This window comes from Lacibacter sp., assembly GCF_057361365.1.
In genome coordinates this window covers 256050-281265 of the sequence record NZ_JBMQSG010000011.1, presented here as the reverse complement: position 1 = coordinate 281265, position 25216 = coordinate 256050, and the positions used below count along the sequence as shown (strand labels likewise).

At 40.5% G+C, this 25216-nt stretch carries 18 protein-coding genes; 17 read left to right on the top strand and 1 reads right to left on the bottom strand.

The window, feature by feature from the left end:
* Positions 1-4: 4 nt before the first annotated feature.
* From ACO1QW_RS10685 to ACO1QW_RS10655, 7 genes are all read left to right on the top strand, one after another.
* Positions 5-1657, top strand: a complete 1653-nt coding sequence (locus ACO1QW_RS10685) for an alpha-L-fucosidase (RefSeq protein WP_486258338.1) — start codon at positions 5-7, stop codon at positions 1655-1657.
* The gene (locus ACO1QW_RS10680) at positions 1654-2658 is read left to right on the top strand and encodes a family 43 glycosylhydrolase (RefSeq protein ID WP_486258336.1); all 1005 of its coding nucleotides are present in this window, start codon (positions 1654-1656) and stop codon (positions 2656-2658) included. Before ACO1QW_RS10685 ends, ACO1QW_RS10680 begins: the two co-directional genes overlap by 4 nt.
* Positions 2655-3914, top strand: a complete 1260-nt coding sequence (locus ACO1QW_RS10675) for a glycoside hydrolase family 28 protein (protein ID WP_486258334.1) — start codon at positions 2655-2657, stop codon at positions 3912-3914. The genes ACO1QW_RS10680 and ACO1QW_RS10675 overlap by 4 nt, the downstream gene beginning before the upstream one ends.
* Before the next feature lie 42 nt (positions 3915-3956).
* Complete coding sequence (gene mgrA, locus ACO1QW_RS10670) at positions 3957-4949, top strand: L-glyceraldehyde 3-phosphate reductase (protein ID WP_486258332.1); 993 nt, start codon at positions 3957-3959, stop codon at positions 4947-4949.
* 314 nt (positions 4950-5263) lie between these two features.
* Positions 5264-8005, top strand: coding sequence for a family 78 glycoside hydrolase catalytic domain (locus tag ACO1QW_RS10665; protein ID WP_486258330.1), 2742 nt, complete (start codon positions 5264-5266; stop codon positions 8003-8005).
* A gap of 394 nt (positions 8006-8399) precedes the next feature.
* Positions 8400-8828 carry a hypothetical protein gene (locus ACO1QW_RS10660; protein WP_486258328.1) on the top strand — a complete coding sequence of 143 codons (429 nt, stop codon included), beginning with the start codon at positions 8400-8402 and terminating at the stop codon, positions 8826-8828.
* 56 nt (positions 8829-8884) lie between these two features.
* Positions 8885-9352, top strand: coding sequence for a hypothetical protein (locus ACO1QW_RS10655; protein WP_486258326.1), 468 nt, complete (start codon positions 8885-8887; stop codon positions 9350-9352).
* Positions 9353-9650: 298 nt separating this feature from the next.
* On the opposite strand, the gene ACO1QW_RS10650 is transcribed toward ACO1QW_RS10655, so the two are convergent.
* Positions 9651-10262, bottom strand: a complete 612-nt coding sequence (locus ACO1QW_RS10650; RefSeq protein ID WP_486258324.1) for a fibronectin type III domain-containing protein — start codon at positions 10260-10262, stop codon at positions 9651-9653.
* 1151 nt (positions 10263-11413) lie between these two features.
* On the opposite strand from ACO1QW_RS10650, the gene ACO1QW_RS10645 reads away from it, so the two are divergent.
* From ACO1QW_RS10645 to ACO1QW_RS10600, 10 genes are all read left to right on the top strand, one after another.
* Positions 11414-12220: a hypothetical protein gene (locus tag ACO1QW_RS10645; RefSeq protein ID WP_486258322.1), complete on the top strand. Its 807-nt coding sequence runs from the start codon at positions 11414-11416 to the stop codon at positions 12218-12220.
* The gene (locus tag ACO1QW_RS10640; RefSeq protein WP_486258319.1) at positions 12217-13341 is read left to right on the top strand and encodes a DGQHR domain-containing protein; all 1125 of its coding nucleotides are present in this window, start codon (positions 12217-12219) and stop codon (positions 13339-13341) included. Before ACO1QW_RS10645 ends, ACO1QW_RS10640 begins: the two co-directional genes overlap by 4 nt.
* Positions 13342-13525: 184 nt before the next feature.
* The gene (locus ACO1QW_RS10635) at positions 13526-14131 is read left to right on the top strand and encodes a hypothetical protein (protein WP_486258317.1); all 606 of its coding nucleotides are present in this window, start codon (positions 13526-13528) and stop codon (positions 14129-14131) included.
* Between the two features lie 302 nt (positions 14132-14433).
* The gene (locus ACO1QW_RS10630) at positions 14434-15306 is read left to right on the top strand and encodes a GIY-YIG nuclease family protein (protein ID WP_486258314.1); all 873 of its coding nucleotides are present in this window, start codon (positions 14434-14436) and stop codon (positions 15304-15306) included.
* Positions 15307-15518: 212 nt separating this feature from the next.
* Positions 15519-17039, top strand: coding sequence for a glycosyl hydrolase family 28 protein (locus ACO1QW_RS10625; RefSeq protein ID WP_486258312.1), 1521 nt, complete (start codon positions 15519-15521; stop codon positions 17037-17039).
* Positions 17040-17239: 200 nt separating this feature from the next.
* Positions 17240-18154, top strand: a complete 915-nt coding sequence (locus tag ACO1QW_RS10620) for an ABC transporter ATP-binding protein (protein ID WP_486258310.1) — start codon at positions 17240-17242, stop codon at positions 18152-18154.
* Entirely contained in the window at positions 18151-18918 is a 768-nt protein-coding gene (locus ACO1QW_RS10615; RefSeq protein ID WP_486258308.1) for an ABC transporter permease, read from the top strand. Before ACO1QW_RS10620 ends, ACO1QW_RS10615 begins: the two co-directional genes overlap by 4 nt.
* Positions 18919-19107: 189 nt before the next feature.
* Positions 19108-20397: a hypothetical protein gene (locus tag ACO1QW_RS10610; RefSeq protein WP_486258306.1), complete on the top strand. Its 1290-nt coding sequence runs from the start codon at positions 19108-19110 to the stop codon at positions 20395-20397.
* A 106-nt stretch (positions 20398-20503) separates the two neighbouring features.
* The gene (locus ACO1QW_RS10605; protein ID WP_486258303.1) at positions 20504-22642 is read left to right on the top strand and encodes a beta-galactosidase; all 2139 of its coding nucleotides are present in this window, start codon (positions 20504-20506) and stop codon (positions 22640-22642) included.
* 27 nt (positions 22643-22669) lie between these two features.
* Complete coding sequence (locus ACO1QW_RS10600; RefSeq protein ID WP_486258301.1) at positions 22670-25075, top strand: glycosyl hydrolase 115 family protein; 2406 nt, start codon at positions 22670-22672, stop codon at positions 25073-25075.
* Positions 25076-25216: the final 141 nt, after the last annotated feature.

Genomic DNA, 25216 nt, shown 5'->3' with positions numbered 1-25216 from the left:
ATCTATGCATCGTAGAACGTTGATCAAACAATTAGCTGCATCTGTTCCTGCAATATGGCTGGCACATCATACCGATGCTGCTGCTTTCTTTTCACCCGATGATCTGCAAATTGCAGATGGACCTTTTCAACCGAATTGGAATTCGTTAGAACAATATAAAACGCCTGATTGGTACAGGAATGCCAAGTTCGGCATCTGGGCACATTGGGGACCGCAATGCGAACCTGAGTTTGGTGATTGGTATGCACGTGAAATGTACATGGAAGGAAATGGTAAATACAAATATCATGTTGAGAAGTATGGCCATCCATCGGAGTTTGGTTTTAAAGATGTCATCAACAAATGGAAAGCAGAGGAATGGAATCCTGATGAATTATTGGAGTTGTATAAAAATGCAGGTGCTAAATATTTTATGGCACTGGCGAATCATCATGATAATTTCGATTTGTACAACAGCAAATACCATAATTGGAATTCAACCAAGATCGGACCTAAGAAAGATTTAGTGGGAGGTTGGGCGAAAGCAGCACGCAAGCAAGGTTTGCATTTTGGTGTGAGTGTGCATGCAGCGCATGCATGGAGTTGGTACGAACCTGCACAGCGTTCCGATGTAAAGGGACCAAAAGCCGGTATTCCTTATGATGGAAAACTCACAAAGAAAGATGGCAAAGGAAAATGGTGGGAAGGATTGGATCCACAGGAACTCTATGCACAAAATCATCCGTTAAGTAAAGAGAGTAATGATAATGCAGTCATTCATGCACAGTGGGATTGGGGTGCAGGTGTAAGCGTTCCGGATAAAGCATACTGTGAGAAGTTTTTTAAACGCACGATCGATCTCATTGATAAATACGATCCGGATGTTGTTTACTTCGATGATACGGTGTTGCCTTTATATCCAATCAGTGATGTGGGCTTAAAGATCGCTGCACACCTGTACAACAAAAGCATCAAAACAAAAGGATCATTGCAGGCGGTGATCAATGGAAAAATATTGAATGAGCAGCAACGCAAATGCATGGTGTGGGATATTGAGCGTGGACAAAGCAACAGCATTGAACCATTGCCCTGGCAAACCGATACCTGCATCGGCAGCTGGCATTACAATAAACCCATCTTCGATAATCATCGCTACAAGTCTGCACAAACAGTGATCCATACATTGGTCGATGTAGTGAGTAAGAATGGTAATCTAATGTTGAGTGTTCCTGTAAAAGGTAATGGAACTATCGACAGCGATGAACAAAAGATCGTTGAAGAGATTGGCCGTTGGATGAAAGCAAACAGCGAAAGTATTTACGATACAAGACCATGGACGATTTTTGGTGAAGGACCTGCATTGGAAAATGCAGCACCACTTTCGGCACAAGGTTTCAATGAAGGCAAAGGCAAACCAATGGGTGCGGAAGATATCCGTTTTGTTACGAAAGTCGATGTGTTGTACGCAACTGTAATGGGCTGGCCGGATAATGGCAAAGTGCTTATTAAAAATCTCGGCACAAACAGCAAGCATTATAATAAGAAAATCAGCAAGGTTGAATTGTTGAGTACAAAGCAATCACTTTCATTTGAACAAACAGCAGAGGGATTGGCCGTAAGCTTTCCTGAAAACCGGCCTGCTGAGTTTTATGCAAACGCTTTGAAAATAATTTCATGATGAAACAACTGTTTTCGTTCCTGTTCTTGTTTGCGTTTGCTGCAAATAGTGCATATGCCCAACACAACTCCGTTCCCAAACCTTTGTATGATGATCCTGTTTATCACGGCGCAGCCGATCCCGTCATCATCTACAACAAAGCAAAAAAGAAATGGTGGATGCTCTACACCAATCGCCGTGCATCAATCGATGATTCAACCGTGCAATGGGTGCATGGCACACGCATCGGTATTGCAGAAAGTAAAGATGGAGTGAAGTGGACTTATGTTGATACAGCCAATATCAATTATCGTCCCGATGTTGGTTATACGCATTGGGCTCCTGATGTCATCGAACACAAAGGCACGTATCATATGTATCTCACCTACGTGCCCGGAACTTTTAAAGACTGGAATCATCCGAGAGTGATCGTTCATCTCACCAGTAAAGATTTAAAGAACTGGAATTATCAATCAACACTCAAACTTGTAAATGAAAAGGTGATTGATGCATCGGTGTACAAGATCAACGATACAACCTTCCGCATGTGGTACAACAATGAAAAGGATGGTAAGAGTATTTATTATGCCGACAGTAAAGACCTGTACAACTGGGTTGATAAAGGCAAAGCCATTGCTGCAAGGGGCGAGGGGCCGAAAACTTTTTATTGGCAAGGCAACTATTTTATGATCGTGGATGCATGGAAAGGCATGGAAGTGTATTCATCAACTGATTTATTAAACTGGAAGAAACAAAGCAAACGAATTTTAGAAGAGCCCGGCAAAGGAAGAGACGACCAGGCGATTGGTGGACATTGTGATGTGGTAGTTAGTAATGGTCGTGCATTTGTGTATTACTTCACACATCCGGGAAGAAGCAAAGCAAACCCTGCAACGAGAGGTTCCTTTGATGATAAACGCAGTGTGATACAGGTAGCTGAATTAAAATATGTAAAAGGAGAAATTGTCTGCGATCGGGATGAACCGATTGCAGGGAATAAAAAAGGAATAAAAATATTATGAAGCAATTAATAGGATTGGTTTGTTTGTGGACGTTTGCATCAATTGCATCAGCACAAGACTATATCATCACCAAACACGGTGTAAGCAACGACAGTACAAAGCTGCAAACAGCAGCTATTCAAAAAGTGATTGATAAAGCAGAAGCAAATGGTGGAGGCACTATCATTATTCCAAAAGGTGTTTATCTAACAGGTGCCTTGTTCTTCAAACCGAAAACAAAACTCTTGTTGCAGGAAGGTGCAAAGCTGAAAGGTTCGGATCATATTGATAACTATCCATTGATCCCTTCACGCATGGAAGGCCGGAGTATTTACTATTATGCGGCACTCATCAATGCCTATCATGTAGACAGTTTCCAGATCAATGGGCCGGGCACCATTGATGGGAACGGTTTGAAGTACTGGAAATATTTCTGGTTCTACCGTGACTCGGTACAAAAGACCGGGCGCTCAGCAACCAATCTCGAAGTGCATCGTCCACGTTTATTGTTTATCTGGGGAAGCAATAATGTAACAATCAAAGATGTAAAACTGCACAACGCCGGTTTCTGGACAACACATTTGTATCAATGCAACAATGTACTCATTGAAAACTGTGATATCCGTTCGCCTTTTAAACCCGTGAAAGCACCAAGCACTGATGGGATAGATATTGATGTGTGCAAAAAAGTAACGGTGCGGAAATGTTATATCTCCGTGAATGATGATGCCGTTTGTATCAAAGGTGGCAAAGGACCTGATGCACATCTTCGGAGGGAGAATGGAGTAGTGGAAGATATCCTCATCGAAGATTGTGTGTTTGGCGAATCGCATGGCACACTCACGTTTGGCAGCGAAAGTATTCATGCACGCAATATTGTGATGCGTAATTGCAGGATGGAACATAATACATCGATCCTTCGATTAAAGATGCGACCCGATACTTATCAAATCTATGAAAACGTACGCATCGAAAATATCACCGGTAAATGTGGTACCATCATCAGCATGGCACCGTGGACGCAGTTCTTCGACATGTTTGGCAGTACCGAAAAACCTTTTGCTATCGTTCGCAATATCAGCTTCAGCAATATCAATGTGCAATGCAAAACAGTTGGTACCATGCAGGGCAATCCTGCTGATACCGTTTCCAATATTCTGTTCAGCAATATCACAGCTATTGCAGAGAAGGCAGAGTTGAAAACAAAATACAGCGGTATCCAGTTTCAAAATGTAACTGTAAACGGGAAGGCATTCGATCTTTCAAAACAGGAGTAAAGCAGGCAGGAAACCTTAACTTTCAGCGGTAAAATTCAACAGATGGCTTACTCAGCAAACGAACAACGTTATCAGCAAATGCAATACCGCCGCTGCGGCAAAAGCGGTATTCAGTTATCGGCACTTTCATTGGGACTGTGGCACAACTTCGGCGATGTGGATGATGAAGCCGTGTATCGCAAAACCCTGCACACTGCTTTTGATTGCGGCATTACGCATTTCGATTTGGCCAATAACTATGGCCCGCCTCCCGGCAGTGCTGAAATTAATTTCGGTAAGATCTTAAAAGAAGATTTTGCTGCTTACCGTGATGAGCTGATCATTTCAACCAAGGCAGGTTATTATATGTGGCCCGGCCCTTATGGCGAGTGGGGCAGTAAGAAAAATCTTGTTGCAAGTCTCAACCAGAGTTTAAAACGTATGCAGCTGGATTATGTTGATATTTTTTATCATCATCGTCCCGATCCCAACACGCCCTTGGAAGAAACCATGACTGCTCTCGATCTCATCGTTCGGCAAGGCAAAGCATTGTACGTGGGTATTTCCAATTACAAAAATGAAGATGCTGCAAAGGCATTTGCCATTTTAAAAGAACTGGGTACACCTTGTCTCATTCATCAGCCCAAGTATTCCATGTTTGAAAGATGGGTGGAAAAAGATGCTTTGTTGAATACACTTGAAGCAAACGGTGTGGGTTGTATTCCGTTCTCTCCATTGGCCCAAGGTTTATTGACCAATAAATATCTCAAAGGAATTCCGGAAGGTTCACGTGCAACGAAAGGCGTGTTCTTAAAACAGGAACAGATCACCGAAGAAGTGTTGACGAAAGTAAGAGCACTCAACGATATTGCAATTACACGCAATCAATCATTGGCGCAAATGGCATTGGCGTGGCTGTTGAAAGATGAACGGGTAACATCGGTGCTCATTGGAGCAAGCAGCCCGGCACAGTTACTTGATTCGGTTGATTGTTTGAAGAACCTGGAGTTCAGTAAAGATGAGTTGGCAAAAATTGAAACGATTTTAAACGCATAATGCAGAATCTGTAAAGGTAGGAAGTGAATTGTAATTAATACTGCAGCTGCTATTACCAATGTTTCAATAGAGCTGTCATCCCGACGAAGGAGGGATCTGTTGGGCTGTAATGCAATATTCAGGCAGATTCCTTCCCGTAAAGCGGGACAGGCTCTTCGTCGGAATGACAAAAAATATGAGCTAATGGACATATGTGTAAAGATCGTATTCAGACTAAAACCATATTAACCAGTTAAGCGGCCATTACATTTCGGTTAACAATGTTATCATCACAGAATAAATATATTTATCGCTCTAACGCAAACTCAATTGATATGAGAAAAATAAGCTTGCTTCTTCTAAGTTTTCAATGCATCGTCATCGTTGCAGTTGCTCAGCTAAAAGTCGATCAACTCAAAACAGAAAACTTAACCAACCCCATTGGTCTTGATGTTTTGCAACCAACCTTCAGCTGGCAGTTGGTTTCCGATCAACGCAATACAATGCAATCAGCATATGAACTGAGAGTAGGCACAGAACCGGCAGCATTGGTAAAAGGCGAAGGCATTTGGAAAACAGGCAAGATCAATTCCGATCAATCGATTCATGTGCCTTATAAAGGAGCAGCACTTTCATCCAACCAAAAATATTACTGGCAGGTGCGAGTGTGGGATAACAAGGGTAAAGCATCAGCATGGAGTACAATAGCCAACTGGCAAATGGGTTTACTTAGTGCGAATGACTGGAAAGCACAATGGATCGAACCAGGTTATACTGAAGACAAGGAATTTGCAGCACCGTTAATGCGTAAAGAATTCAGCAATGGTAAAAAAGTAAAAGCAGCAACTGCTTATATTACTGCACATGGTTTATACGAAGCACAGATCAACGGCACACGAGTAGGTGATGCTTATTTAACTCCCGGCTGGACGAGTTATAACAAACGCCTGCAATACCAGGCTTATGATGTAACAAATCTTTTGAAGAACGGAGCCAATGTTCTTGCTGTTACATTGGGCGATGGTTGGTATCGTGGTAATTTCTCCTTCGATCATCGTAGAAATATTTATGGAAAAGATATTGCACTGCTGTTTCAACTCGAGATCAGTTATACAGATGGAACAACAGCAACTATTATTTCAGATGCAAGCTGGAAATCTGCTACCGGTGCCATCCGTGCAAACGGAATTTACCAGGGCGAAGTTGTTGATGCACGGCAGGAAAAAAATGGATGGACAGTTGCAGGTTATGATGATAACAACTGGTCTGCCGTTAAAACAAGCAATGCATCAAAAGCTATTTTAGTAGCTACGTATAACGAACCCATTAAGAAACACGAAACATTACCGGCCATCAAAGTGATCACTACACCAAAAGGAGAGAAGGTGATCGACTTCGGACAAAACTTAGTAGGCTGGGTGCAGGTGAAGTTAAATGGCAAAGCCGGTGATAGTATTAAACTATCGCATGCAGAAGTGTTAGATAAGAAAGGAAATTTTTATACAGATAATTTACGTGGTGCAAAAGCACAGGCAACATATGTATTGAAAGGAAACGGTGTTGAAAGTTTTGAACCGCATTTCAGCTTCTTTGGTTTCCGTTACATTAAAGTGGAAGGTGTTGCAGGTGAATTGAAACCTGAAAACTTTACAGCAGTTGCATTGTACTCGGCTATGCCGCAAACAGGAAGCTTTACTTCATCCGATACTCTCATCAATCAGCTGCAGCATAATATCGAGTGGGGACTAAGAGGAAATTTCCTGGATGTTCCAACTGATTGTCCGCAGCGTGATGAACGCATGGGGTGGACAGGTGATGCACAGGCATTCTTTCGCACAGCAACTTTTTTACGTGGTGTAAATAATTTCTTTACCAAGTGGCTGAAAGATGTTTCGGCGGATCAATTGAAATCGGGTAGTGTACCGCATGTTATCCCAAATGTATTGGGCGATGAAGGTTGGGCAGCAGGCGGCAGTGCAGGCTGGAGCGATGTGTCGACCATTATTCCATGGGAAATGTACCTGGTGTATGGCGATAAACGCATTCTGGAAAACCAATACAACAGCATGAAAGCATGGGTGGGTTATATGCAAAGCCAAAGCACAAATGATCTATGGAACAAAGGCAGTCATTTCGGCGATTGGTTGTTTTATACCATGGCCGATGATAATGATGGTAACGCCGCCATCACCAATAAATATTTAATTGCACAATGCTTTTACGCTTACTCTACACAGTTAGTTATTAATGCTGCAAAAGAATTGGGAAAGAATGATGACGTGGCTACATACACAACCTTACTGAAAAAAATTAAAGAAGCATTTCTGAAAGAATATACAACGCCCAATGGTGCCACTATGAGCAATACGCAAACATCGTATGTGCTGGCTTTGCATTTCGATATGTTCCCCGAAGCGTTGCGCCAGCAGGCGGCTGATCGTTTGGTGAACAACATCAAACAATACGGTAATCATTTAACCACCGGATTTTTAGGAACCCCTTATTTATGTCATGTGTTGAGTCGTTATGGTTACAGCGATGTGGCCTATACGTTACTGTTACAAAAAACATATCCGTCGTGGTTGTATCCTGTAACAAAAGGAGCAACCACTATCTGGGAACGTTGGGATGGTATCCGCACCAATGGCGATTTCCAGGCCATTACTATGAACTCGTTCAACCACTATGCATACGGTGCCATCGGCGATTGGATGTATCGTGTAATGGTGGGTTTGGATATGGACGAAGATGGAATTGGTTATAAGAAGATCCGCATCCGTCCGCATGTAGGTGGTAAGTTCACACATGCATCTGCAAACTATCAAACACAATACGGTACACTCAGCAGCGGTTGGAAACTGGAGAATGGAAAATTGTTGTTGCATGCAGAAGTACCTGCCAATACAACCGCTACCATTTATATTCCTGCAGCTGCTGCAGGCGATGTATTGGAAAACGGTCAGCCACTTTCATCTGCAAAAGATATACAGGTAGTGGGTAAGGAGAAAGAATATGTGGTAGTGAAAGTTGGTTCGGGCAAATATGCGTTTAGTACAAACTATACGGAGAAGAAATAGAAACACCAACGTCTATCCGGGGTCTGGTATTAGCCGAGCCTAGCGAGTTCAGTAAACCGGGAGTTTTTCTGTCACTTTTTGCTTGTCCAAAAAGTAACCCCCGCCTGACCGACGTCAGATCGGGCGGGAAAAAGGACCCCGATTTCGCATGACGGCCCGAAATCGGATTGTTCCCTGATTTGGTTTTTGTACTACTGTGGTGAAGAGCAGCAATGCACACACGATCATCTTCGGTGACGCATCATCCTGATTTTTTAACCGTAGGCGTTGCTATCGTCACCAACCGAAATAATATCTAGCGTCGGCCCGGGGGCTGGCTTTAGCCAACCACGGGAAGTCAGAACTCTTCTTTTGTAAATTGCATCATCATTTTTTAACTCTCGCAACAAAACTTATGAACTCAATCGAATCCATCAGAACCGGGCTTCAAACATTTATCAGCGTAGATAAATATGTGGAATATCAACATTTACAACCAGCAGTTGAAAATTCAACAGCAGACACAAAGGCATTTGTGAAAACTGAAATGAATGCATGCTGCAATGAACTGTTGCAACATCTCGAACAAAAGAAGCCAAACGAAACAGCATTAAAATTAATCGTTCGCAACTCCCTTGATAAAATTGAAGACGAGGAGCTCGATACGGAAGACCGTGAATTTTGTTATGAGCTATATGCCGTAATAGGAGACATACTCGGGATAGATATTGAAGACAACTCAATCAGCATGGAAGAAAAGCTTATGCAAGACCTTCAAAAAATGGCAGCAAAGGCAGGGATCAACTTAAAGGATTTTCTTCCTCCCAATACGAATCTTAAATAAATTTGCGGATCACAACTATTAACTCTTTCATTTATTCATTCTTTAGATTACCCTTTATGAAAAAATCCTTTGCTCTTATTTGTCTCGTCTTTCTATTTACAGCACAGGCTACAGCCCAAAGTAATGATGCATGCAGTGCTATGAAAACAATTATGAATGCACTCACTTCCAAAGAATTTGATAAGGTGGTTGACTGGAATAAAAAATTAGGCATGTTCCGTTATGCCAGTAAGGTGAATGTGCCCGGGTTCAGGAATTGCCAGTTCTTTACTGTTGAAAGTGTTGTTTACTTCCAGGCAGAATACGAAGGGAGTAATATTGCGGACAACCGGCAAATGCTGGATGACCTGGGTTGGATCATTGCTCCCTGTTTCACCGGGTTTACCTCTTCCAGAAGCGGGAACCAACGGGAGTGGTTTAAAGATGGCAATCCCTCGGCGGGAAGAATTACTGTATACGACCGTGGCAACGGCAAATACCTTGAGCTGGAAATTTCAGGTGTATCCAGAAGATCAGTACCGTAATAAAAGACTGAACGTGGTTTTATCTGCTGCCCAGCATCTGCCCTTAGCCCACGCCGTTAGTTGGCAATAACAGTACAGCAGTTACAACATAGCTTTCATCCCGACAAAGGAGGGATCTGTTGGGCTGGAGTGCTACAGATGAGCAGATTCCCCGTGCCTCGGAATGACAAGTTTTTTCATCGTCCATCTCATTATAAAACCATCCGGGCAAACGAATTCTATCAACCTGAATAAAAAAATAAAAGCCACCTCCCGGGTGGCTTTCATAATTATTCCAAACCTTTAAAACAACCAACGGCTATATCACCATGCGGCTCACCGGGTCGCTGTAAAGCAACTGGTTGTTGGTGCCCACCGCACCCACACGGCAATAGTAAACAGTACCCGGCTGCAGGTTGGTAAACTGCATTTTGCTGGTGGTGCCACTTGTGCTCACCCAGCTGCCCGGCGCCAGCGTAGCATCAGTCGTGTACTCATGAAAATAGGCATACGCACCCTTTACCGCTTTTACACTCACCAGTAAGCTGCCACTGGCCACACCATTCTCCACACGAATATTTTCAGGGCGTGTGAGAACAACGGGCTGACGGTCTTTGCTAAGGTCGAAGCCTGAACTCAGGATCATGGTAGCGTCGCCATTGGCAACAAGGTTTACATAAGTGCTGAGGCTGCGGAGCAAACCGATCAATGTTTCCCGTTTGGCATTTTTGTCGGCCACTTCAATACGGTTACCCGTACCCGCTTTTGTGAGGGCAGTGGAGTAAGCAGTGGCAGCAGCTGTTAAATCAACCAATGCAGGAATGGGCGCAGGGAAATTTGTGTTGCCCGTCATAGCAGTAAGGATCTCATGCGTTTTACTTTCCAGGTTACCGTCGGAAAGCGACGCAAAGCTTGTAGTAGCTTTTTTCATACAATCAGATTTTAGAATAAAAATTTCCGTGCGTTACACGTAGTGCAGGAGAGAGGTGTTGTTTCACACGGTTTAACGCAACAAAACAACAGAGCGATTTTTATTTTTGCAAGCCTGCTCCGTTGCATGTTTTTTAACGCTTGCACAAATCATTTTTTTGTATATATTGAATATATATAGGGCCGCTTACCAGCCGCATAGCAGTATTTATTTTTGAGGATTTTACGGGTTTGTTCGCCCCAAAGATTGAGGGAAATCACCCGAAAAAAGTTTTCAGCTTTATGCCGCAGCAGCATTTCTTACAGCTTCTTCTTTCTTTTTTGTTGCTTTCTTCAACCATACTTCAGCAAAAACAATCAGGAAAAAAGTAAAAATAACCAGGAAGAAAAGCAACATGATGTATAAGGAAGGTGAAAAAGATAAACAGGAAGAGCTTCCTCATGTATAAGTAAGGGTTTCAAGATTAACAAGATGAACGTCCTTATGTATCGGGAAGCTCTTAAAAATAAACGTTGAGGGCTTCCTTATGTATAGTGAAGGCTTTCGCAAGGAAGAAGAAGGGCTTCCTTATGTATAGGAAAGGCTTTCACAAGGAAAAAGAAGGGCTGCCTGTTTTTTAGTGATGGTTTGAAAAAAAATGTTTCCCTTGGCTCTGGGGCTGCCCTTAGCCGACCCCGTGAGTTAGAAAACTTTTCTCATATAAAGAAAAATCCTATTTTAGAGCTGCGCCAGCAAGTGAACCAGCAACCGTGAACCACCGGAACAGCCAGAGCTAACCCAAACTCCACGCTTTACCCCGGATAATTTTATGTTGATTGCTGCGCAGGAGAAGATCAGAGCAGAGGTGATGTGCCGGGATACTCCAGGAAAAGTCATTAGATAGAATATGTATAAGAGCTTATTCATAAATAAACTTTTGCAAATGAATAATGGGAAATACATATTATGCACCAACAATTGAAAATGCGCAATTGTCAATGGATTTAAAATTGGAGTTGCGGCAATTAATTCGTCGGTGAAATTATATCGTTAGCATTATGAACAATTTTCGCAGAGATTGTTTATAATATTGATGTACTTGTAATTTTAAATAGTTAACTATCTTACCCAAAACTAAATTTTGAAGGCACTCATTACCCACACTTAAGCAAATGAACGTAATCAAATTTGATATTGAAATTAAGCGGGGCTTTTGGACTTTTCAGAAAAAGAAAACCGCAAGGCAAATAATTGAAGAAAGTTTTATAGAAGAAATAGAATACAGTGGAACTTTAAAAGACGAATTAAAAGCCGAATGGGCAAATATTAAGCTTAGTTTGGTTAAGGCCCTGAATTCTCCTGAATATTTGCTTGGATATACAACTACAAAAAATATAAAAATTTTCCTTTTTGAGAAAACCAACAAAGGAATAAGAAGTAAGAATAATGTTTCTGTCGAAGTAATTTCTTTTGGAGATTTACAAGTCGAACAAATCGTAAATGAATCTTTTAAAAAAATTAAGAATGTCCTTGAATCCTTAGTTTGTGAACATATTAATGACACAAGAATTTTTATATTCCCCTATGATTCTCAACAAAAAGATATTTATTCCTATGAATTAAAAATTAGAGCGAGCCTCAAAAAGCCATACAGTGTAACTCGAAATGACCGCATTAGATGGGTTGGCATGTTTTTAATAACTTGTGTGTTTACCGTTCTTTATTACAATAAATTAAGTGAATCGCTCACAACCGCTGACAAAGAAAAAAATGCAACTGCACTCACGATATTTCTTTCCATAGCTGGTTCAGGCTTATTCTACTTACTTACAGATTTTATTATCTATTACATAATCCCTGTTTTTTCTAAAAGAGGCTATCGTAAAGTTGAAATAGACAATTTATCAAGCGTAGTAGAAAAAAATGACGAACCGCCAGCAAAAGAAGATTCACAAGATTTAACAATTCCTGGAAGATGAAATTATCATACATAAAAATAAAGCAGAGAAGTGAAACTTTTTTTATAACGAAGGTTAAAGCGAGCATTCTCTTAGAACACATTAATTTCCATTATCGGGAGCCATATTCTGATTTAGAAAAAGAGGATGTTATTTTAAAAGACAAAAAATATATTGAAACAATAACAAAAAAAGGAATTGATCTGCAGTCAAGTGATGAAGGTGTGCAACGACGTCTTCAAATAGATAGGATAAACAGCATAAAAAAATTCATAGAAACCGATCCCCAAAATTTTTTGCCAAATACTGTATTACTATCTGCGGACATTTCAGGTGATCCAAATTTTGAGGAAAAATATATTCAATATGAAAACAATGAGTTTGGAGAGTTTGAATTTCCTGATAATTTTCTTTTCTCAATTATTGATGGGCAGCATAGATTAGCTGGATTGTCACTTGTAGAAAAGCCGCTTTTAGAGGAATTTGAAATACCTGCTGTAATCTTGTTCAATGTTTCAAAGCCTACTGCAGCAAGGCTATTCGCAGACATTAATGGGAAACAAAAAGCAGTGAATAAATCACTAATCTATGATTTATATGCGGAAATTGATAAAGACGACTTAAATAACATAAGAAAATTTCATATAGTTTGTGAAAATCTCTATAAGTCACCCAAAAGTCCTTTATATAGACAAATAAAAATGTTAGGCATTGGAAGTGGCGCTATTTCACAAGCATTCTTTATTGACTATGCTAAAGATGCAATTAATAAAACCTCTCTCTCAAATGAAGGCCCACAAAAAATCTTCGACAACCTATATTATTATTTTAAAGCCTACCAAGAAGCCTTTCCGGAAGATTGGCCGGTACCTCTTTTTTTTAATGACAATAAAGAATTAGATAATTATTCTGAAAAGATATTAAAAAGAAGAAAAAGTCAATTGGTTAAAACAAATGGATTTGGAGCAATCTTACGTGCATTTCCAGCAATTTTTAAATTAGCTCAAGAAAACCATGATAAATTTAAAGGTTTAATCGAAAAACAAAAAGGTCATGTATCTTGGATCAAAACCACTGACACAGGGACTGGTAAGGCTTATCAAAATAAATTATATAGCTTAATAATGGAATGTTATAAATAACTACACCCAATAAGTATTTGAATAATAGAGCTGGCCTTAATAACAGCTTGAGTTTAATAGTAAGCTTTAGTTATTAACTTCAAAACATATTTTCAATTGGGCAGTTGTACATTGTTAGACAATCAACGAACTCTTTGCCTTCGCAAACAATAGGATGTTGGCTACAAACTAAAATTGAAATTTTATGCAAACACTTTCGTATATAGCGTTAACGATTTCCCTATTAAGTTTGACATTAGCTTTTTTGTCATATAGACTTAGTAAAAGGAAATCTCAATTCGACATCCAAAATTTCAAGGCTGATTTTTATGTAGGGGCAGAAAAACTTCGAGAGATGCTCATAATTGCAAAAAAAATTAGAAATATAAATCCTGAAAACCTGACTAATGAAAATTTCGTTTTTGACAAAGGTTTGATTTCTCAAATGATCTTTGTTTATGAGTCAAATGAAACTAAAATTATAAAGACAGTTTATTCATATCCTAAATATATTTCGGAAATAAAAAAAATTCTTCAGAGATTAGAAGATAATTTTAGTGGAGCAAAAAAGCATGCTTTCTTTACATTAGAACAAGAAAAAATTGAAAATTACAGGTCATTATTTTTTTATTTATCTCTATTTGGAACTCCAGTGAACATGATTGAAAGCTCAAAAGGAATTAACTCGGACGAAGATTACGCTACATATTTCATGAACTTATATTTAGTGTTTCAACAAGCGAACCCGATCTTTGATATAAAAGGAATGAAAAATATAATGGAAAAACTGGAATACCTTGAAAATAAATGAGAGTTTCATTTCATTGCCGTCTCCATGTACTTTCCTTCGCTGCCGAGTCTCCCGTTCTTTTCGTCGGCCCGGGGTCTGGTGATAACCGCCGCCCCGGAAGTTAGAATTCATCTTTTTGTATCTTTCATCATGGCCGTCAGCGGACAACTAGCAATACACGTTCAGGGCGAATGAAATAGTACAATGATTAGAATTAACAATAACTTTTGCATTTTTAAAATTGTAATAGTATCAAACTGAAAAAAAACGAAATACTGTTACCTTGCTAATGCTTCAACTTTATGAATAATTAAAACTTGCCTATGTCAAGAGGAATAACAATTACTAACTACTTGTCTAATGCTGACCCAGAGGGAGTGATATTCGCTTATATGTCGAATTGGACGGGTCAAGCTATCAAGATTCCAAGAAATCTTTTTGCAGATTCAAAAGATATCAACGAATTAAAGCGCCCTGGAGTTTATTTCCTTATTGGTCAAAACTCAGACAACCCTGATGACAAGATGGTTTATATTGGGGAAGCCAATAATTTGGCAGACCGCATAATTCAGCATCTGAGAGACACCGATAAATCATTTGCAGAGACTATTTTATGTTTTAGCTCAAAAGATGAAAACCTTACTGTTTCCCACACTAAGTACTTAGAGCAAAAATTAATCAATCAATTAAGCAGGTCTAGTGAATATAGAATGGTTAACAAAAAGGATGGTTCCAGCATAAGCCTACCAAGAATGGTTCAAGATGAAATGGATACTTATTTTGATAATATGAAAATCATCATTCCTACGTTAGGTTATTCTATTTTACATTCTAGTTCCAAAATTACAGCGGCAACATTAATCACAGAGTTGTACTATTTAGATATTGGCGGTTTTAAAGCTGCTGGCAAATTGACATCTAATGGTATAGAGGTAGGAAAAGGAAGTGACATGAACGTTAAAGAAACGCCTTCTATTTCCGGTAGCTACTCCAACCTTAGAAAAACTTTAATTGATAAAGGAATTATTTCCCTAAAAAATGGCAAGTATAAGTTTGAAGAACCCTACGAATTTACTAGCCCATCTACTGCTGCAGCAATTATCTTGGGTTATTCGATCAATGGCCGTACGGCATGGAAAAATAAACATGGCAAAACAATAAAAGAGCTTGAAGAAGAAAAGATTAGCAGCGTATAACGTTCCTCTCTGGCGCAGGTCTCTGACCTTTGTCCAGGCGTTACTAATCTAACCACAACATACTATTCCAAAATAAGTAACGGATAGGTACAGGTCGGGAGACCTGCACCAGTAAAGAACGTTCCAGTTTCTCATCATTTCTCCCCGTAACAGTACAGGATGTCCTTCTTCCTCAACCCACTTATTTTTATCCGGTTGCTAAAGCACGCTGTATGAAAAGATTGCTCACTGTTATTCTTGTTTCCTGTTTTGTGTTAACGGTTTCTGCTGCTCCTCCCAACAAGTACAATCTCATGATCGCTCCCGGCACGTTGTCTGAAACATCGGTGACCTTGTTGTGGGATAAGCAAACTGCAAAAGACAGTGTGGTATATGAAGTATTGCTCAATGGAAAGTGGAAGACAGCAACCGCTAAAACAAACAGCACCATCAATGGCTTGTTGCCGAATACTACTTATACCGTCAGCGTTCGGGTAAAGCAACAACAAGCAGTAAAAGAATTATACAGTCTGCAATTTAAAACAGCAGCCAAAGGAAAGGTTTATAATATTCTCGACTTTGGTGCAAAGGCTGATTCAACATTCATCAACACAAAGTTTATTCAAAAAGCCATTGATGCATGCACGGCAGGTGGCACGGTGTATATTCCCAAAGGAACATTTTTAAGTGGCGCTTTGTTTCTGAAAAGTAATATGATCTTGCATGTGGCAGAAGGCGCTGTGTTGCAAGGCTCGGTTGATACAACAGATTATCTGCCCCTGATCAAAAACCGTTTCGAAGGTTGGGAGATGTACACGTATGCAAGTCTCATCAATGCCGGTACCTTAAACCGTGATGGTTCGTACAACGTAAAGAACCTCCGCATCACCGGTGGCGGCACTATTAAAGGCGGTGGTAAAAAACTGGAACTGGCCTGCAAAGCTGCAAGAGGCATCCGCAGCAGGGGCCGCCTGATTTTATTAATGAACAGCCAGGATGTGAGCATCGACAACCTGACGATCACGGAACCTCCCTGCTGGACGATCCACTACGTTTACAGCGATAATATTTCCTGTCATAACCTCAGCATCATTACAAAAGGTATTCACAATGGTGATGGCATTGATCCTGATTCATCCACCGATTCATACATCTTCAACTGCACTTTCGATACAGGCGATGATTGTATTGCTATTAAATCGGGTAAGAACCCTGAAGGTTATTATGTAGGTAAACCAACCACCAATGTGCGGATCACCAATTGTAATTTTATTCGTGGTCATGGTATCTCCATCGGCAGCGAAATGAGTGGTGGTGTAAGTGGCGTGCTGGTGCAGGATTGTAAGGCAGGTGCGTTGTTGCATGGTATGCAGATCAAAGGCACCAAAGACCGTGGCGGTTATGTAAAGAATGTAACCGTAGACAATTGCCAGTTGATGAAGATCACTATTTTCTCAGCGGTGAATTATAACAACGATGGTGAAGCTGCTCCTGTATTACCCACGTTTGAAAATTTTGTGTTCAAAAATATTGATCTGTCGCAGGCGAATATAAAAGAGCCCGTGATCAATATCAACGGGTTTGCAGATCCGAAGCATAAACTGCGGAATGTTGTGTTTACAAATATTACGCTTCCTGAGAATGGAAAAGTAGTGATCAATGATGCGGAGAATGTAAAATTTGAAAAGGTGAAAACTGTAAAGGGCGGCAAACCTGTGTATGAAATAAAAAACAGTACTGGTATCAGTCATTAGAACAAATAAATCCCGGGGTCCACTTCGTGAGACCCCGGGCGGACAAACGGTTTCGCTGGCCTGCAAAAAATATCTTCACCGCTTATTGTTCCCTACCTGCTTTTGTTATGACTGGAAAGTGGAAATGAGTTTTAGCCATTATCTTCATCATGATTTTTTAACCGGCAGATGCCGGTGCTATCACTTTTTAAACCTTATCAATGAGTCATTCTTCCATCATTAAAACGACGGGGCTTTGCTATCACTATTCCAAAGACGTACAAACCTTGTTCGACATAAACCTGAATGTAGCACGGGGAAGCATTTACGGCTTTCTTGGTCCTAACGGTTCCGGTAAAACAACTACACTGAGTTTATTGCTTGGCCTGCTGAATAACCAAAAAGGAGATATCGAAATATTTGGTGAGCACCTGCATGCAAACAGGATCAATATTTTAAAAAAGACAGGTTCATTAATTGAAACCCCTTCTTTATACGGGCATTTAACAGCCAAAGAAAACCTGGAAGTTTACCGAACAGTTTACGGCGCACCAAAAGCAAGAATAGCTGAAGTGTTAGCCATTGTTGGATTAAATGACACAGGTAAGAAGACAGCAAAAAAGTTTTCCCTCGGCATGAAGCAACGACTGGCTATTGCGCTTGCCCTTTTACCAAACCCTGAATTGCTGATACTGGATGAACCTGCAAATGGTTTAGATCCTGCAGGTATCATTGAGCTTCGTGAATTGATTAAAACACTTAACAAAAATCATGGAATGACGGTGGTGATCTCCAGTCATCTGCTGGGTGAAGTAGAGAAAATGGTGAGTCATGTAGGCATCATTTTTAACGGGAACATGATCTTCCAGGGGCCGCTCAATGAGCTTCATTCGTTTCAACAAAAAGCAACAAGAGTATTTATCAACACATCCGATAATGAGCGAACGTTCACCTTGTTGCAGGAGTATCATCCCGAAAAGGAGGTAGATGCTGTGTCGGTGCCGTTTGAGAACATGCAGCAGGTAGCAGCGATCAACAGATTGCTTACCAATAACAACCTGGATGTTTATCTTCTTCATCCGCAAAAGAGCGACCTGGAACAATTATTCATTGACCTTACAACTGCCCAATCATGAACTTCATTATATCACTTCGCTCTGAGTTGTTAAAAACAACAAGAACAGCATCTTTTTATCTTACGCTGATTGGTGCGGCTGCGGGTCCGTTTATATTCCTGTTGAATATTTTATTTGATGAAGGTGAAGTTGATTCCTTAAAGAAAGACCCGTTGAATGCTCTTTTTAAAGTATTGTCTGAAATAAATGGTATGGCATTTTATCCCTGGTTCATCATACTCATCTGCACATTGCTGCCACAGATCGAGTACAGGAATAATACGTGGAAACAGGTATTGGCATCTCCTCTAACAAAGGCGAATGTATTTTTTGCAAAATTTATGAACGTGCAGTTATTGATGCTGGTTTTCCTTGTGGCCACGCATGTATTCATGTTGTTGACGATCGTGGGCGTAAACATCATGAAACCATCTTTGAATTTATTCAGACAGCCACTGAATATAAACACGGTTTTACTAAATGCAGCGAATGCTTATATTCTATTGCTTGCTGTTTGTTCCCTACAATTCTGGATGGGACTGCGTTTCCGGAATTTTATCGTCCCCATTGGAATTGGTCTTGTACTATGGCTGGCAGGCACCATCCTGGCGGTTCAATACAATTCAAAACTTACTTCTTTTTTTCCTTATAGTTTCCATGCTGTTCCGTTATCAAAATCATTGAAACCACAGCTAACGCAAATTGCCTGGACATCCCTGGGGTATGCGCTTTTATTTTTGATCGTTGGTTTTTTTGATTTCAGAAGGAGAGCGGTATCAAAATAACAACTGAACTGGTTTTTTGCCGGGTCGCTCGGGGTTTGATTGCCGGTACACACAAATTCATAATGAATATTCATGTTTTTTGAATGTAGTCTCTGAGTTGTAAAGAATTTACACTCCTTTACATTCATTTTACAACTGTAAGCAGGTTACATTATCCGCTATCATTATTGTTGCAGAAATACAATTTTGATGAAGAAAGTGACTGTGTCTTTTTTCGTACTACTGATTGCATCGACTTTATCTTTTGCGCAACAACCTATCCCCCCGAAGCTGAAAGTGTTTATTGATTGCAGCAACACCTGGTGGGATATGCAATACATCCGATCGGCCATAAATATTGTCGATTTTTTGCTCGACAATGCTGCAGCCGATGTGCATGTGCTTATCACCAGCCAAAGCACTGGCAGCGGTGGAGATCAATACCAGCTTATTTTCTTTGGGCAAAATTATTTCAACAACCAAAAAGACACACTGCGTTTCAGTACAGATCCCAACGCCACGGAATTTGAAGAAAGAGCGTTGCTGTTGAAATACCTTAAAACAGGACTTGTTCCTTTTATTGCTAAAACAGCAGCCGGTAAACATATTGAAATCAGTTTACTAACAGCAGACACAACTGCAACAGCAACTGCTGATTCAAACCTTACAAACGATCCATGGAATGCCTGGGTGATACGCATCGGCGCAGATGGAAATATTAATGCAGATGCGAACTATAAAAACGCCAACTATAGTGGCAATTTTTCAGCAAACAGAATTACTGACAAACTAAAAACAGGTATTGGTGTGAGCTGGGGGAAAAACAAATCCACTTTTGAGTATGAAGAAAACGGGACGATCCAAAAGTATGTGGTCAATAATCATAATTGGATGATCAACCAATACCTCGTGAGAAGCATCAATGCACACTGGAGCTGGTCGTATGAACTGAAATACAACCAGAATACGTTTTCTAATAATAAGGGACGTGTGTTACTGCGGTCTGCAGTTGAATACAATATCTTTCCTTATAAAGAAGTAAATACGAAGTCGTTTACATTGAGCTATGGACTTACAGCAAGAAGGAATTATTATTACGACTCTACCATTTATGATAAAACAAAAGAATCCCTGTATGGCCACCGGGCAACCGCCTACCTGTCGCTCAACCAGAAATGGGGCAGCTCTTATGCAGGCATCATGTATCATAATTATTTCAACAACTGGAAATTTTTTAATCTTGGAGTTGATGTTTACACGAGTGTGCGTATTACCGGTGGTTTATCATTCTACATTATGGCCTTTGGCGGCCTCACCCGTGACCAGGTTTTTCTTGTAAAAGGAAATACCACACCTGAAGAAGTATTGGCAAGAAGGCGGCAACTTGCTTCCGGCTACAACTATTACACAAGCATTGGCATCAATTACCGTTTTGGCTCAAAGCTTAACAATGTGGTGAACCCCCGCTTTAACAGGATCAGTTCTAATAGTGAAGATTGATTTAGGTCGTTGTTGGTCGGCCCGTCTCGTCGGCTCGGTTTTGCATGATGCAGCAGGATAGCTTATGCAGTGGGTTGCTTTATATTACAGCCCTTTAAACGATTGTATGCTGAACAAATTTGCTGCTGCCGGTTTCCCTGTCATTTCTCCGTTTAATACTGTAAATAACTGTTTGCTGAAACAGCTTCGTTTGCCCCTTGCTTTTCTCGTCTTTTTACTGTTTGCCGGCAACGGTTCTGCTCAAATAAAGTTTGACAATATTTTATACGGGGCCTCTTACTATCATGAGTACATGCCTTCCGAACGTTTGGAGAAGGATGTGCTGTTAATGCAGGACGCAGGTATTACCGTTGTACGTTTAGCCGAATCTTCCTGGAGTGGTTTTGAACCAACGGATGGCAAGTTCGAATTTGCATGGATGGACAGAATTATTGATCGACTACACAAAGCAGGTATTAAAGTAATTGTGGGCACACCTACTTATTCTATTCCGGCATGGCTTTGGAAAAAGCATCCTGAAATCATGATTGATTATGGTGATGGACGAAAAGCGCATTATGGTATTCGCCAGAATATTGATTTTACCAATCGTACCTTTTTAATTTATGCCGAAAGGATCATAAGGAAAATAGCAGCACATTATGCAAAACATCCTGCAGTGATTGGCTGGCAGGTAGACAATGAAACACTCACCAGAGGGATTAATAACAAAGGCTATGCAGCTGATTTTAAAAATTATATTCAAAATAAATTCGGCACTACGCAAAACCTGAATAAAATATGGGGACTTAATTATTGGGGCATGGCCCTGAATAACTGGAATGAATTTCCTGAACGGGATGGTGTAACCAATACAGGTTATAAGTTAGAGTGGGAGCGGTTCAAGATGAAATCCATTGCTGATTTTCTTTCCTGGCAAACAAAAATTGTGGGTGAATACAAACGCAAGGATCAGTTTGTAACACATTGTTTCATGACCACGCCTGAAATTGATAAGCCTGCTACCAGTAAGTACATGGATGTGTTGGGCTTGAATAAATATCCACCCGTGCAGGATAAATGTACAGGTGCAGAGTATGCGATGGCAGGCGATTATATCCGTTCGGTAAAACGATTAAACTATCTCGTTACAGAAACCACCGGACAAACAACCGGTTGGGATTCGAAAGAACAATATCCACCTTATGATGGACAACTTCGTTTGAATGTGTACTCCAATATTGGTTCAGGTGCCAACATGGTGGCTTACTGGCATTGGCATTCGATCCATTACGGACAGGAAACTTACTGGAAAGGAATTCTTTCACACGACCTGGAGAAAAACCGTGTATATGATGAAATGAAACAAACGGCACAGGAGTTGAAAAAGTTTGGTAATCGTTTGGTGAATCTGAAAATAAAACCTGAAGTCGCAATTCTGTTCAGCTATGATGCGAATCATGCATTGAATATTATGCCGTATAAGGATGGCGGCAATGCCTACCGTTCACAGGTCGACCAGGTGCATCGTGCACTGTACAATAACAGTGTGGCTGTTGATTATGTATTTGCAGAAAAAGCAAATCTCAGTGATTATAAACTCATCATCATTCCGCCGTTATATGTTGCTTCTGATTCTTTACTGAATGCTATTTCCGATTATGTACAAAAAGGCGGACAGGTAGTGATGATGTTTAAGAGTGGTTTCACCGATGAGAATTCTACCGTGCGTACGGCAATAGCACCGGGGCCGTTGCGTAAAGCTGCCGGATTTTATTACCAGGAATTTGCCAGCATCAAAGAACTGAAGCTGAAAGAAAATCCATTTGCTGTTGCAGAAAAAGATAATGCCGTGTATGATTGGGCTGAACTCATTATACCCGAAACTGCAAAAGCATTGGCCTATTATGATCATCCTTTTTATGGAAAATATCCGGCCATTACAAGCAACCAGTTTGGCAAGGGAACATTGGTATACGAAAGCTGCAAGCCATCTGATGTAATGCAGGAAAAAATTCTGTTGCAGGCAATGGAACGTGCAGGTATTAAAACGATCGATCAGTCGATTCATTTTCCCTTGATCACCAAACAAGGCACGAACGATTTTGGCAAGAAAGTTCATTTCTATTACAACTATTCCTCTCAAACAGCGACAGTGGGCTACGAGCATGCAGATGGTAAAGAGCTGACGGGTGATAAGAAAATAACCAAAGGCGAAAAGTTAAGCTTAAAGCCATGGGGTGTGTTGATTGTTGAAGAAAATTAAATCAGAAACTAATTTATAACAGATCGTATGTGCAGAAAATTGATGCTGTGTTTTGTTTTGATAACAGGAGTTATTGCAACAGGTAAGGCGCAACCCAAAAATGTATTGACGGTTACGGAACAAAATGCAGGTAATTCTTTTCGCTTGTTTAATACTTCTTCCATTACATCATTAACGATAGATGCGAAGGATGCAAAAGTGGTTTCACTTGCTGCGGATGCATTTATCAATGATGTGAAGCTGATCTCCGGTAAAGCAATAGAATTGAACAATGCTGCAAACGCACTGCAGATTGTGGTGGGTACGATCGGTCAATCAAAACAGATTGATGCGTTGATAAAAGAAAAGCGGATTGATGTAAGTGCTGTTCAAAATAAATGGGAACGTTTTCTCATTAAAGTAATCAGTCCAAACAAGTTGGTCATTGCAGGCAGCGATCCGAGAGGAACTGCTTATGGTATTTTCCACTTATCGAAACTGTTGGGTGTATCGCCATGGGTTTGGTGGGCCGATGCAACGCCCGCAACAAAAAAGCAATTGTTCATTTCAGGCAGCTATACTTCACAAGAACCATCAGTAAAATACCGGGGCATTTTTTTAAACGATGAAGACTGGGGATTGCAACCATGGGCCGCCAAAACATTGGAACCTGAAACAAAAGATATCGGCCCGAAAACATATGCTAAGATTTTTGAATTGCTGTTGCGGTTAAGAGCAAATCTTATCTGGCCGGCAATGCATGAAAGTACGAAAGCGTTTTTTCATTATCCCGGCAATGCACAAATGGCAACTGATTATGCGATTGTGATCGGCAGTTCGCATGCCGAACCTATGTTGCGGAATAACGTGGATGAATGGAAAGAGAAAACAATGGGTGAGTTTAATTTCATTACCAATCATGATACAATCTATAAATATTGGGAAGACAGAGTGATTCAAAGCAAAGGCTTCAATGCGTTTTATACCTTGGGCATTCGTGGAGTACACGATAGCAAGATGCTCGGTGCTAATACGCTGCAGGAACAAAAAGAAGTGATGGATAAAGCAGTGAAAGAACAACGTGAAATGTTGACGAAACATATTAATCCTGCTATTGAAAAAGTGCCACAGGCATTTATTCCGTACAAAGAAGTGCAGGATATTTATGATTATGGCTTTAAAGTGCCTGATGATGTAACATTGGTTTGGTGCGATGATAACTATGGTTACATCAAACATTTCCCCAATGAAAAAGAACGGAAACAGAAAGGCGGCAACGGTGTGTATTATCATATTTCTTATTGGGGAAGACCGCATGATTATCTGTGGTTGGCCAGCACGCATCCTGCACAATTGTATACACAAATGCGAATGGCTTATGATAAAGGAGCAAAAGACATGTGGGTGCTGAATGTAGGCGATATTAAACCCGGTGAATATTTAACGGAATTGTTTTTAGATATGGGATGGAGCATGGATTCCATTGCCAACAGTCAAAAAGGTTTAGAGCAACATTTACATAACTTCCTTGTGAGAGAGTTTGGCAAAACAAATGCAAAAGAAATGGTTTCGTTGATGAATGAATACTATCGCCTGGCGTATATCCGCAAACCTGAATTTATGGGCGCAACAAGAACCGAAGAAAGCGATCCGAAATATAAAATCGTTGCCGACTTACCGTGGAGTGAAGAAGAGATCAATCAACGGTTGAAAGAATATGCAGCACTTGATGCGAAGGCAGTACAATTGTCCAAACGCATATCGTCAACAAAACAGGATAGCTGGTTCCAGTTGATTGAATACCCCGTAAGAGGTGCCGCAGCTATTAATCAGAAATTACTAGTCGCACAATTGTCAAGACATGGCAAAGCAACATGGACATTCAGTGATGCTGCATACGATACCATTACCTCTCTGACAAACAAGTATAACAATCTCGGCAATGGAAAGTGGAAATACATGATGGATATGAAGCCACGTAAACTGACGGTGTTTGATAAAGCCATTCAGCAAACGTTTGACAAACCACTCGTACAAACAGCGAAGTCCTTGTTTGTCTTCAACGGAACAGATTACAAATCATATACCGGTGTAAAACCATTGGCACATGGGTTAGGCTACCAGCGTGGAGCGATCAGTTTGCAAAAAGGAAGTGCTGTCTCATTTTCGTTTACGAGTAACAGTGATTCAGTAAAGATTGTGCTGGCATTAGCGCCCAATCATCCTGCAGAAGGAACAAAGATCCGTTACAGTATACAGGTTGATGATGGTCCGGTGCAAACAATTGATTATGCCACACAGGGAAGAAGTGAAGAGTGGAAGCAGAATGTATTAACGAATCAAGCGGTTCGCACAACACGACATGCAGTTGGTAAATCTGCAAATCATGTAGTGAAGATTACGGCAGTTGATGAGGGAGTGATTGTTGACCAGGTGAAGATTTATGAGAGATGAGGAGGGAATGATCAATGGTCAATGGTGAATGGTGAATGGGTTGCTGAGCAAGTAAATTGTTTTATGATGGCAAGATGTTAAACTCAGGACTACCGCCACAAAGCCACGATGGACACAAAGACTTAGTGCAGCTTGGTGCCT

Excerpts from the sequence above, each read along its gene's own strand:
- ACO1QW_RS10685 (WP_486258338.1), top strand. The coding sequence starts at position 5 with ATGCATCGTAGAACGTTGATCAAACAATTAGCTGCATCTGTTCCTGCA.
- ACO1QW_RS10675 (WP_486258334.1), top strand. The coding sequence starts at position 2,655 with ATGAAGCAATTAATAGGATTGGTTTGTTTGTGGACGTTTGCATCAATT.
- ACO1QW_RS10650 (WP_486258324.1), bottom strand. The coding sequence starts at position 10,262 with ATGAAAAAAGCTACTACAAGCTTTGCGTCGCTTTCCGACGGTAACCTG.
- ACO1QW_RS10615 (WP_486258308.1), top strand. The coding sequence starts at position 18,151 with ATGAACTTCATTATATCACTTCGCTCTGAGTTGTTAAAAACAACAAGA.
- ACO1QW_RS10680 (WP_486258336.1), top strand. The coding sequence starts at position 1,654 with ATGATGAAACAACTGTTTTCGTTCCTGTTCTTGTTTGCGTTTGCTGCA.
- ACO1QW_RS10665 (WP_486258330.1), top strand. The coding sequence starts at position 5,264 with ATGAGAAAAATAAGCTTGCTTCTTCTAAGTTTTCAATGCATCGTCATC.
- ACO1QW_RS10645 (WP_486258322.1), top strand. The coding sequence starts at position 11,414 with ATGAACGTAATCAAATTTGATATTGAAATTAAGCGGGGCTTTTGGACT.
- ACO1QW_RS10620 (WP_486258310.1), top strand. The coding sequence starts at position 17,240 with ATGAGTCATTCTTCCATCATTAAAACGACGGGGCTTTGCTATCACTAT.
- ACO1QW_RS10600 (WP_486258301.1), top strand. The coding sequence starts at position 22,670 with ATGTGCAGAAAATTGATGCTGTGTTTTGTTTTGATAACAGGAGTTATT.
- ACO1QW_RS10610 (WP_486258306.1), top strand. The coding sequence starts at position 19,108 with ATGAAGAAAGTGACTGTGTCTTTTTTCGTACTACTGATTGCATCGACT.
- ACO1QW_RS10655 (WP_486258326.1), top strand. The coding sequence starts at position 8,885 with ATGAAAAAATCCTTTGCTCTTATTTGTCTCGTCTTTCTATTTACAGCA.
- ACO1QW_RS10640 (WP_486258319.1), top strand. The coding sequence starts at position 12,217 with ATGAAATTATCATACATAAAAATAAAGCAGAGAAGTGAAACTTTTTTT.
- ACO1QW_RS10625 (WP_486258312.1), top strand. The coding sequence starts at position 15,519 with ATGAAAAGATTGCTCACTGTTATTCTTGTTTCCTGTTTTGTGTTAACG.
- ACO1QW_RS10630 (WP_486258314.1), top strand. The coding sequence starts at position 14,434 with ATGTCAAGAGGAATAACAATTACTAACTACTTGTCTAATGCTGACCCA.
- ACO1QW_RS10605 (WP_486258303.1), top strand. The coding sequence starts at position 20,504 with ATGCTGAACAAATTTGCTGCTGCCGGTTTCCCTGTCATTTCTCCGTTT.
- ACO1QW_RS10635 (WP_486258317.1), top strand. The coding sequence starts at position 13,526 with ATGCAAACACTTTCGTATATAGCGTTAACGATTTCCCTATTAAGTTTG.
- ACO1QW_RS10660 (WP_486258328.1), top strand. The coding sequence starts at position 8,400 with ATGAACTCAATCGAATCCATCAGAACCGGGCTTCAAACATTTATCAGC.
- mgrA (WP_486258332.1), top strand. The coding sequence starts at position 3,957 with ATGGCTTACTCAGCAAACGAACAACGTTATCAGCAAATGCAATACCGC.